General features: G+C 47.4%; 1 protein-coding gene. It reads right to left on the bottom strand.

Annotated elements, in window-relative coordinates; translation table 11 throughout:
• The coding region (locus AB9K37_RS02920) for a beta-ketoacyl synthase N-terminal-like domain-containing protein (RefSeq protein WP_369835474.1) at positions 1-323 on the bottom strand (323 nt) is incomplete at both ends.

Here is a 323-nt window from a genome sequence, read left to right as displayed (position 1 = left end):
CTTCTGCGCCACCTGCCACCATTAGCTTTTGTCGACCAAATTTAATCGCCTCAAAAGCATAGCCCAAACCTTGTGAACCTGATGTACATGCCGAACTTGTCGTAATAACACGGCCTTTTAAACCAAAAAATACGCCCACGTTAACTGGCGCGGTATGGGCCATCATTTGAATATAACTCGTTGCTGTAACACCCGTCATTTCGCCACTGTCCATCATGCGGCCAAATGGAATAAGCGGCGCAGTAGAGCCAATTGATGAACCGTACGCAATACCTGTATCGCCATTTGTTAACGATGGGTGCTCTAAAAGGCCAGCTTGTTCG

The sequence above is a fragment of the Donghicola sp. XS_ASV15 genome, from assembly GCF_041224595.1.
Taxonomy (GTDB): domain Bacteria; phylum Pseudomonadota; class Alphaproteobacteria; order Rhodobacterales; family Rhodobacteraceae; genus Donghicola.
The sequence above is the reverse complement of the archived record's forward strand: the minus strand, read 5'-3'. Positions and strand labels throughout refer to the sequence as shown.